The organism is Pseudomonas sp. GZD-222 (assembly GCF_049310525.1).
Taxonomy (GTDB): Bacteria; Pseudomonadota; Gammaproteobacteria; order Pseudomonadales; family Pseudomonadaceae; genus Aquipseudomonas.
Genome location: NZ_JBMOWO010000087.1, coordinates 22,592 through 32,731 on the forward strand (window position 1 = coordinate 22,592; position 10,140 = coordinate 32,731).

At 60.2% G+C, this 10,140-nt stretch carries 9 protein-coding genes; 6 read left to right on the forward strand and 3 right to left on the reverse strand.

Going from position 1 to position 10,140, the window contains the following annotated elements; genetic code table 11:
* Positions 1 to 15: 15 nt before the first annotated feature.
* The 5 genes from ACO6VD_RS17015 (at position 16) to ACO6VD_RS17035 (ending at position 5,243) form a co-directional block, all read left to right on the forward strand.
* Positions 16 to 930 (forward strand): ABC transporter permease subunit, encoded by a 915-nt coding sequence (locus ACO6VD_RS17015; RefSeq protein ID WP_043863513.1) that lies wholly within the window; start codon positions 16 to 18, stop codon positions 928 to 930.
* Between the two features lie 2 nt (positions 931 to 932).
* Entirely contained in the window at positions 933 to 2,216 is a 1,284-nt protein-coding gene (gene livM / locus ACO6VD_RS17020; protein ID WP_422420746.1) for a high-affinity branched-chain amino acid ABC transporter permease LivM, read from the forward strand.
* Positions 2,213 to 3,088 (forward strand): ABC transporter ATP-binding protein, encoded by an 876-nt coding sequence (locus tag ACO6VD_RS17025; protein ID WP_422420748.1) that lies wholly within the window; start codon positions 2,213 to 2,215, stop codon positions 3,086 to 3,088. Before livM ends, ACO6VD_RS17025 begins: the two co-directional genes overlap by 4 nt.
* Positions 3,085 to 3,801 carry an ABC transporter ATP-binding protein gene (locus ACO6VD_RS17030; protein ID WP_400172233.1) on the forward strand — a complete coding sequence of 239 codons (717 nt, stop codon included), beginning with the start codon at positions 3,085 to 3,087 and terminating at the stop codon, positions 3,799 to 3,801. Before ACO6VD_RS17025 ends, ACO6VD_RS17030 begins: the two co-directional genes overlap by 4 nt.
* A 674-nt stretch (positions 3,802 to 4,475) precedes the next feature.
* A complete protein-coding gene (locus ACO6VD_RS17035; RefSeq protein ID WP_400172232.1) occupies positions 4,476 to 5,243 on the forward strand; it encodes an SDR family oxidoreductase in 768 nt (255 codons plus the stop codon).
* A 37-nt stretch (positions 5,244 to 5,280) separates the two neighbouring features.
* On the opposite strand, the gene ACO6VD_RS17040 is transcribed toward ACO6VD_RS17035, so the two are convergent.
* The 3 genes from ACO6VD_RS17040 to ACO6VD_RS17050 form a co-directional block, all read right to left on the reverse strand.
* Positions 5,281 to 6,414 carry an AGE family epimerase/isomerase gene (locus ACO6VD_RS17040; RefSeq protein WP_422420750.1) on the reverse strand — a complete coding sequence of 378 codons (1,134 nt, stop codon included), beginning with the start codon at positions 6,412 to 6,414 and terminating at the stop codon, positions 5,281 to 5,283.
* A gap of 57 nt (positions 6,415 to 6,471) precedes the next feature.
* Complete coding sequence (locus ACO6VD_RS17045; protein ID WP_422420751.1) at positions 6,472 to 7,101, reverse strand: TetR family transcriptional regulator; 630 nt, start codon at positions 7,099 to 7,101, stop codon at positions 6,472 to 6,474.
* A 133-nt stretch (positions 7,102 to 7,234) separates the two neighbouring features.
* Positions 7,235 to 7,687, reverse strand: coding sequence for a phage infection protein (locus ACO6VD_RS17050; protein ID WP_422420753.1), 453 nt, complete (start codon positions 7,685 to 7,687; stop codon positions 7,235 to 7,237).
* Positions 7,688 to 8,012: 325 nt separating this feature from the next.
* Here ACO6VD_RS17050 and ACO6VD_RS17055 point away from each other — a divergent pair, with 325 nt between their 5' ends.
* Entirely contained in the window at positions 8,013 to 10,073 is a 2,061-nt protein-coding gene (locus tag ACO6VD_RS17055) for an AsmA family protein (RefSeq protein ID WP_422420755.1), read from the forward strand.
* Positions 10,074 to 10,140 lie beyond the last annotated feature (67 nt).

Sequence of the window (10,140 nt, forward strand, 5' to 3'; positions counted from 1 at the left end):
ACGTGAGATTGCGTTATGGATGGTATTTTTCTGCAGCAACTGATCAATGGACTGACCCTGGGGTCTGTCTATGGTCTGATCGCCATCGGCTACACAATGGTCTATGGCATTATCGGCATGATCAACTTCGCGCACGGCGAGGTGTATATGATCTCCGCTTACCTGGCGGCGATCAGTCTGGCATTGCTGGCGTACTTCGGTATCGAATCCTTCCCGCTGCTGATGCTCGGGACGCTGATCTTCACGGTCGTGGTGACGGGCGTTTATGGCTGGACCATCGAACGCATTGCCTACAAACCCCTGCGTAACTCCACCCGCCTGGCACCCTTGATCAGTGCCATCGGCATTTCGCTGATCCTGCAGAACTACGCGCAGATCAGCCAGGGTGCGCGCCAGCAAGGCGTACCGACCCTGCTCGAAGGCGCCTGGCGCCTGGAAGTGGGCACTGGTTTCGTTCAGCTGACCTACACCAAGATCTTCATCCTGGTTGCCGCTTTCGTCGGCATGGCCGCGCTGACCTACATCATCAAGTTCACCAAACTGGGGCGCATGTGCCGTGCTACCCAGCAGGATCGCAAGATGGCGTCGATCCTCGGTATCAACACTGACCGGGTGATTTCCTATGTGTTCGTCATCGGTGCGGTGATGGCCGCTCTGGCCGGCGTACTGATCACCATGAACTACGGCACCTTCGACTTCTATGCCGGCTTCATCATCGGCATCAAGGCCTTCACCGCGGCGGTACTGGGCGGCATCGGCTCGCTGCCGGGCGCCATGCTCGGCGGTATCATCCTCGGCATCTCCGAGTCGCTGTTCTCCGGGTTGATCAACTCCGACTACAAAGACGTGTTCAGTTTCTCCCTGCTGGTGCTGATTCTGATCTTCCGTCCCCAAGGCCTGCTGGGTCGCCCACTCGTGGCGAAGGTGTAAGTATGTCTGCTGCCAAATCCACTTCATTCGATCTCAAGCGCAGCCTGATTGATGCGATTCTCGCCGGGCTGATTTCCCTGATTGTATTCGGGCCCATCGTCGGCGTGGTGCTCGACGGCTACAGCTTCAATATGGAACCGACCCGTGTCGCCTGGCTGGTGGCCGGGGTCATGGTCGGCCGTTTCGTCCTCAGCCTGTTCCTGCAGACGCCCAAGGGCCAGTCGATCCTGCAAGGCTTCGAGGGCAGCGGCTCCGGCGTGCATGTGCTGGCGCCGGACTACAAGTCGCGGCTGCGCTGGATCATTCCGGCGTTGATCGTGATCGCCATCGTGTTCCCGTTCTTTGCCAACAAGTACCTACTGACCGTGGTCATCCTCGGGCTGATCTATGTGCTGCTGGGACTGGGCCTGAACATCGTGGTGGGCCTGGCCGGCCTGCTTGACCTTGGCTACGTGGCGTTCTATGCCATCGGTGCCTATGGCCTGGCGCTGGGCTACCAGTACCTGGGCCTGGGCTTCTGGACCGTGTTGCCACTGGCGGCCATCGCTGCTGCGTTAGCCGGGTGCATATTGGGTTTCCCGGTACTGCGGATGCACGGCGACTACCTGGCCATCGTGACCCTGGGCTTTGGTGAAATCATTCGGCTGATACTCAACAACTGGTTGTCGTTCACCGGTGGCCCGAACGGTATGCCGGTGCCGTCGCCGACCTTCATGGGCCTGGAGTTCGGGCGTCGGGCCAAGGACGGCGGGATACCGTTCCACGAGTTCTTCGGCATCGACTACAACCCCAACGTGAAATTCCTGTTCATCTACATCGTGCTGTTCCTCGTCGTCCTGGCCGTGCTGTACATCAAGCACCGCCTGACGCGCATGCCGGTTGGCCGCGCCTGGGAAGCGCTGCGTGAAGACGAGATCGCCTGCCGCTCGATGGGCCTGAACCATGTACTGGTCAAACTCTCGGCGTTCACCCTCGGTGCTTCCACCGCGGGCCTTGCCGGGGTGTTTTTCGCCAGCTATCAGGGTTTCGTCAACCCGTCCTCGTTCACCTTCTTCGAGTCGGCGCTGATCCTGGCGATCGTGGTGCTCGGAGGTATGGGCTCGACTGTCGGTGTGGTGATCGCCGCATTTGTCCTGACCGTGGCCCCGGAACTGTTGCGCAGCTTCTCCGAGTACCGGGTACTGCTGTTCGGCGTGCTCATGGTGTTGATGATGATCTGGAGACCGCGCGGCCTGATTCGCATCAGCCGTACCGGTGTAGTTCCGCGTAAAGGAGTGGCGCCATGAGCGATGAGGTGATTCTCTCGGTCGACAACCTGATGATGCAGTTTGGCGGGATCAAGGCGCTCAGCGATGTCAGCCTCAAGGTCAAGCGCAACTCCATCTTCGCCCTGATCGGCCCCAACGGCGCGGGCAAGACCACCGTGTTCAACTGCCTGACCGGCTTCTACAAGGCCAGTGGCGGCAAGATCGAACTGAACATGCGCGGTACCCGCACCAATGTGATCCAACTGCTTGGCGAACGCTTCCAACTGGGCGATTTCATCTCGCCCAAGCGCTTTATCGGCCGCCTGCACTACAAGATGTTCGGCGGTACCCACCTGGTCAACCGCGCAGGGTTGGCACGGACCTTCCAGAACATTCGCCTGTTCAAGGAAATGTCGGTGGTGGAGAACCTGTTGGTGGCCCAGCACATGTGGGTCAACCGCAACCTGCTGGCCGGCGTGCTCAACACCAAGGGCTACCGCAAGGCCGAAAGCGATGCCCTCGATCATGCGTTCTACTGGCTGGAAGTAGTCGACCTGGTCGACTGCGCCAACCGCTTGGCCGGTGAGCTGTCCTACGGTCAGCAGCGGCGCCTGGAGATCGCCCGGGCCATGTGTACGCGGCCACAGATTATCTGCCTGGACGAACCGGCCGCAGGTCTGAACCCGCAGGAAACCGAAGCCCTGAGCAAAATGATCCGGGTGCTGCGCGATGAACACGACCTGACGGTGGTGTTGATCGAACATGACATGGGCATGGTGATGAGCATTTCCGACCATATCGTCGTGCTCGACCACGGCAACGTAATCGCTGAGGGCGCTCCGCAGGATATCCGTCACAACCCGACGGTAATTGCTGCTTACCTGGGCGCCGATGAAGAGGAACTGGTATGAGTGCACCGATCCTCGAACTGAAAGAGATTGACGTGTTCTACGGGCCGATCCAGGCCCTGAAGAAAGTATCGATGCACATTGATGAAGGCGAAACGGTGAGCCTGATCGGCTCCAACGGCGCCGGCAAGTCGACCCTGCTGATGTCGATATTCGGTCAGCCGCGGGCGGCGAGCGGGCAGATTGTCTATCGCGGCACCGACATCACCCACAAGTCTTCCCACTACATCGCCTCCAATGGTATTGCCCAGTCGCCGGAAGGGCGGCGGGTGTTCCCGGACATGTCGGTGGAAGAAAACCTGATGATGGGCACCATCCCCATTGGTGACAAGTTTGCCAATGAGGACATGCAGCGTATGTTCGAGCTGTTCCCGCGGCTCAAGGAACGGCGCAATCAGCGCGCCATGACCATGTCCGGGGGTGAGCAGCAGATGCTGGCCATCGCCCGGGCGTTGATGAGCCGGCCCAAGTTGTTGCTGCTGGACGAGCCGTCACTGGGGCTGGCGCCGATTGTGGTCAAGCAGATCTTTGCTACCTTGCGTGAACTGGCCAAGACCGGCATGACCATCTTCCTCGTGGAGCAGAATGCCAACCATGCGCTGAAGCTCTCAGACCGTGCCTATGTGATGGTCAACGGCCAGATCCGCCTGACCGGTACCGGGCAGGAGTTGCTGGTCAACGAGGAGGTGCGTAACGCCTATCTTGGCGGGCACTGATTCGAGCTGGCGAAAAGGCCCTGCACAGCAGGGCTTTTTTTTGTCCACAGCTTTGTGGAAAACCTTACGAGCACTTCCTTTGAGGCGCGACACAAAGTCGCTGCAAGCAGATGTTTTTGCGAGGTTTTGAGTTGTCCACCATTGGTGTGGAAGCGGCTGTGGGTAACTTGGTGGCACCTTGCTGTAAGCCTTTAATTACAAGGCTTTCAGTCGTATGGTTGTTTTTTGATCAAGTGTTCGGGAAAGATTTTCAGCGGCTGTTGTCAAGTCTTTTGTAATCAGTGCAACCAACCCAAAAACCTAGGGTAAAGCCTGTGGATAAGTCTGTGGGCAAGCATTGGAAAGAACGCTGTAAGCAGCGTCCCCGACGGCCTTGAGCCATCATCGGAAATATCACCGCTATGGCCTGAATTGTCCTGAGGTCAATCGACACGCCTGAGGTCAAGGAAAATACTTCTCGATTGCCGCTGTGAGCGCCGGATTACGGGGCCTGGAGTTGCCCCCATTGTTTGTGCAAGAGCCTGTGGATAAGGTGAGCAAAGCTTGCTGCAGGCCATACGGATCAAGGTGTTGGCGCATTTGATCGTTTTTTGTACAGTGCATGTGTGCTTGCTGGCCGGGTTATCGGCGGGCATTCTGCTGATCCGTGATCTCGACCTTGCAAGGAGTACCCGATGACTTCCACCGTATTCATCACTGGCGCGACCTCTGGCTTCGGCGAAGCCTGTGCCCGTCGATTCGCCGAGGCCGGCTGGTCGCTGGTGCTGACCGGTCGCCGTCAGGAGCGCCTGGATGCGCTATGTGAAGAGCTGTCGAAGCAGACTGAAGTGCACGGCCTGGTGCTCGATGTGCGTGACCGCAAGGCCATGGAAGCGGCGGTTGCCAACCTGCCGCCATCGTTCGCCAAGCTGCGCGGGCTGATCAACAACGCAGGTCTGGCGCTGGGCGCCGACCCGGCCCCCAAGTGCGACCTGGACGACTGGGAAACCATGGTCGACACCAACATCAAGGGCCTGATGTACAGCACCCGTCTGTTGTTGCCACGGCTGATCGCCCATGGCCGCGGCGCGACCATTCTCAACGTGGGTTCGGTGGCGGGTAACTATCCGTATCCGGGTAGCCATGTGTACGGCGGCACCAAGGCCTTTGTCGGGCAGTTTTCCTTGAGCCTGCGCTGTGACCTGCAAGGCACCGGAGTGCGCGTGAGCAACATTGAGCCGGGACTGTGCGAAAGCGAGTTTTCCCTGGTGCGCTTCGGTGGCGACCAGGCGCGTTACGACGCCACTTATGCAGGTGCCGAAGCGATCCAGCCGCAGGACATTGCCGAGACCATCTTCTGGATCATGAACCAGCCGGCGCATATCAATATCAACAGCCTGGAGCTGATGCCGGTGAGCCAGGCCTGGGCCGGGTTCTCGATTGACCGTTCCGGCAAGGCTTGAATGTTATTTCGCGGGGCAAGCCCGCTCCCACCAGGTTTTACTCTGTGGGAGCGGGCTTGCCCCGCGATTGCTTCTGCAGCCCTTCCAGGCAGGTCGCCAGATGATAAGGCGTGGTCGACGGCATATCGCTGCGGCTGACCACGCCCTTGGCGTCACGGCATTCGTACCAGCCACCGGCATGCAGGAAGTGCTGCTGCAGCGCCTTTAGCTGGGTGATGACCTTGGCGGCGCTGTCCGGACGCAGGGCCAGGGCGCGCAGATACTCAGCCTGGGCCCAGATGCGCTGGGTGGCATCGCGGACCTGGCCGTCGGCACTGAGCATGGCCAATGCGGCGGTATCCTTCACCCCGTGTTGTTCGGCGTAGGTGAACGCGCGGTTGAGGGAAGCGTGCAGTTCGCTGCCACGCAGCAGAGGGGAGGACTCAAGCAAGTAGAACCATTCGAACTGGTGACCCGGTTCGAACCAGTTATCCACAGTACCGCGCGGCTTCTCCAGCATCACCCCGTGTTCGGGGTCGATGAAGTGCTGCTGCATGGCATCAGCCAGCGCCAGCAGGGCGCTTTGCACCTGTTCATCGTCGCGCACTGCCAGCGTCGCGAGAAATGCTTCCGCCAGGTGCATCAACGGATTCTGCAAAGGACCGCTACCCAGATCCGACCAGTCCTCACCGAGGCTGGCTTCATACAAACCGTCATCCCGGCCAAAGCGTTCGGCGACCACGCTCAGGGCCGCATTGAGAGTGGACTCGACCAGTTGCTCGCGAACCTGCCCCCAGTAGTGGGCGCAGGCAAAAATGATGAACGCGTGGGTGTAGAGATCCTTGCGCCGATCCAGCGGTTTGCCCTGGGCATCGATACTGTAGAACCAGCCACCATGTTCGGCATCGTGGAAATGCCGCTGCAGCGAGCGGAACAGCGCGGCGGCGCGTTCACGGGCCCCCGGTTGCTCGATACGGCTGCTGAACAGGTACAGCTGACGGGCACAGGCCATGGCCCGGTAGCGTTGTACCGGCAGCGGCTGGTGCTGTGGGTCGAGTGCTTCGAAAGGCAGGGCCATTTCTGCATTCCAGCCCGGGCCTTGCCAGAGCGGCACGATGCGCTGGGTAAAGTGCTTGTGCACCTGTTCAAGCAGGGCAGGCAGTTCAGGCTGGGCGGTACGGAGGTCGGGCATGGAGAAGATTCGTCGCGATCGGTGCGTTTGCGCGCATGGTAGCAGGAAACGGCGCGCCTACAGGGTACTGAGCCCCTGCCAATGCTTGGCGCCGACGAAGATAAAGCGCAATTGCTGGGTGATCTTGTCCTGGGCGCTCAGTGTTTGTCCGGCGTCCACTGCGGGTTCGTCGATCAGTTCCGGCAGGGTGGCGAACACGGTTTTCACCACCAGGTCGGCGATCACCGAGAGCGCTGCGTTATCCAGGTGTTGCCAGCGCGGCATGTGTTCAAGGTCAGTGGCCAGGTCCGAACTGATGCCTTGGCGCAGAGTGGCAATCGCCATGCGAACGGGCTGCGAGCCACCGTACTGCTCGCGGGCCAGGAACAGGAACTGCGCCCGATTGGCTGCGACGACGTCGAGGAAGATGCGCACCGAGGCGTCGGTAATACCGCCAAGTTCGAGTTCATTGTGGCGAACCAGGCGAATGGTCTGGCGAAAGGTCTCGCCGACTTCATTGACCAGGGCCAGGCCGAGCTGGTCCATATCGGAAAAATGGCGGTAGAAACCCGTAGGCACGATGCCTGCGCATTTGCTTACTTCGCGCAGGCTGATACTGCCGAAGCCACGGCCACTTTCCATCAGGTGGCGGGCGGCATCCATCAGGGCTTGGCGGGTCTGTTGCTTTTGTTCGGCGCGCGGCAGCATGGCGAGTATCGGCTGGCAGTGAATCAGCCCTGCACTCTAATAGGCTGCGTCTGGAAAAACAAAGCCCGGTCAATTGACCGGGCTTGGAGGGGAACCGTTGCAAGGCTGGGATCTCTTATTGTCTGGCATAGGCTTAGCTCACGCGTTGGTTCTTTTCGATCAGACGGTCAGAACCACCTTCGGCAACCTGATAGCGTTCTTTCAGACGATCAGAACCGCCTTCGGCTACGCGGTTGTTACGCTCCAGCAGACGGTCAGAACCGCCTTCGGCTACACGGTTGGTGCGTTCCAGCAGACGATCGGAACCGCCTTCGGCGACGCGGTTGGTGCGTTCCAGCAGACGGTCAGAACCGCCTTCGGCTACGCGGTTGTTGCGCTCCAGCAGACGATCAGAACCACCTTCGGCGACGCGATTGCGTTCTTGCAGGCGATCCGAGCCACCTTCGGCCAGGGTGTTCAGCGGTTGCGAGATCACCGCAGAGCTGGAGCGGGATTCGGCGGTCAGGCTTTGTTCGCCGGCTGGAACGGCGAAGGCATTGGCGGCCAGGATGGACAGGGACAGACTCAGCAGTAATTGGCGTTTCATTGTTCGGTGCTCCGTGGTGGGGCTGGAAAGTGGGTACGGAGCCAATGCTACGCTTGGGGGCGCGAGATAAAAGTTCATAAAGATAATGGTAACAATCAACGGAATTGATGCTTGGCGGTCAGGGCTCTAAGTCAATGTTTACAGGGGTGCAGGAGTCGTTTAAGGCTCAAGATCCGAGGTCGATATCTGCGTGTATTGATGGGAAAGCCGAAAAGATTCCGGTTTTTTCATCGTCAATTTAAACCCCTCGGGTTTTCGTCAGTCGGATAGTTAAGTGCCATCAAAACGCCCACTCGAGCCTTGTGGTCGTCAGGAGAATCATGCAATGACGCGTCCCGCCAGAATCCTCACCTGGACCCTCACCAGCTTGCTGCTGGTCCTCACACTCCTGGTAATCGTCATTGCGACGTTCGATTGGAACCGGGTCAAACCGACCCTCAATGCCAAGGTCTCCGAGGCGCTGCACCGTCCTTTCGCCATCAACGGCAACCTCGCCGTGCGCTGGCAGCGCGAGCCGGAGCAGGGGGGCTGGCGCGCCTGGATTCCGTGGCCGCGGTTTATCGCCGAAGACCTGACCCTGGGTAACCCGGACTGGCTCAAGGAGCCACAGATGGTGAGCCTCAAGCGTGTTGAGTTTCGCCTGTCGCCTTTGCCATTGCTGTTCCAGCAGATCGTCATCCCGCGTATCGACCTGAACCAGCCTACCGCCAGCCTGAAGCGCCTGGCCGATGGCCGGGCCAACTGGACCTTCGACTTTGGCCCCAAGGATGAGCAGGCTGAACCTTCACCCTGGGTGCTGGACATTGGCGCTATTGGTTTCGACAAAGGCCAGGTGAGCCTGGATGACCAGACCCTGAAAACCAGCGTGGATGTGCTGATCGATCCATTGGGAAAACCTGTGCCCTTCAGCGACATCGTCGGCAAGGCCTCGGCGCAAAAGGCCGGTGGGGCTCAGGACTATGCCTTTGGCTTCAAGGTCAAAGGCCGCTACAAGGGCCAGGCGTTGACTGGCGACGGCAAGATCGGTGGCTTGCTGGCGCTGCAGGATGCCAGTCAGCCATTTCCGCTGCAGGCCGACATGCAGATTGCCGATACCCGTATCGCCCTGGCTGGCACCCTGACCGACCCGCGCAACCTGGGGGCCCTGGACCTGCGTCTGCGCCTGTCGGGCAAGAGCCTGGGCAATCTCTATCCGCTGACCGGCGTGACCCTGCCGGACTCGCCACCTTATTCCACCGACGGTCATCTGGTTGCCAAGCTGCACGAACCGGGCGGCGCGATGTTCCGCTACGAAGGCTTCAACGGCAAGATCGGCGACAGCGATATCCATGGCGACCTGACCTTCGTCTCCCGGCAGCCGCGGCCTAAACTCAGCGGCAGCCTGGTGTCCAATCAGTTGCTGTTCAAGGACCTCGCGCCGCTGATCGGCGCCGACTCCAATGCCGAACAGAAGGCCCGTGGCGGGGCGAGCAAGCAGCCGGCGGGCAAGGTGTTGCCGGTGGAGGAGTTTCGTACCGAGCGCTGGCGGACCATGGACGCCGACGTGACTTTCAGCGGCAAACGCATCGTGCACAGCGAGGAACTGCCGTTTACCGATCTTTCCAGTCACTTCGTGCTCGACGATGGTGTGCTGCGTCTGGAGCCGCTGCGTTTTGGCGTGGCGGGCGGCAAACTCGATGCACAGATCCGCCTGGATGGGCGCACGGTACCTCTGCAGGGACGAGCGAAGCTCAGTGCCCGAGGCTTCAAGCTCAAGCAGTTGTTCCCGACCTTCGAGCCGATGAAGACCAGCTTCGGGCAACTCAATGGCGATGCGGATCTCAGTGGCCGGGGCAACTCGGTGGCCAAGTTGCTGGCAACGTCCAACGGTGATCTGAAAATGCTGATCAACGATGGCGCTATCAGCCGTGGCTTGATGGAAATTGCCGGGCTTAACGTCGGTAACTATGTCGTCGGCCAGTTGTTTGGTGACAAGGAAGTGAAGATCAACTGCGCCGCTGCCGATTTCGGTATCAAGGACGGCTTGGCGACCACCCGGTTGTTCGTCTTCGACACGGAAAACGCGATCATCCACATCAATGGCACCGCCAATTTTGCCAGCGAGCAGCTGGACTTGAAGATCAATCCGGAGTCCAAGGGTGTGCGGTTGTTCTCGCTGCGTTCGCCGTTGTATGTGCGCGGGCCGTTTGCCAAGCCAAGCGCCGGGGTGCAGGCGGTGCCGCTGGCCTTGCGTGGTGCGGGAATGGTTGCGTTGGGCGTGGTGATCGGCCCGGCAGCGGGCTTGTTGGCGTTGGTGGCTCCCGGGGGCGATGTGCCGAACCAGTGCACGCCGTTGCTGGAGCAGATGAAGTCGGGGAAGGCGCCGCGGACGGTGAAGGCAGGCTGAAAGCATCGCGGGGGGGGGGACCGCCCCCACACCCCGTGGGGGGGAGGGGTCTCCCCCCACCGGGCTT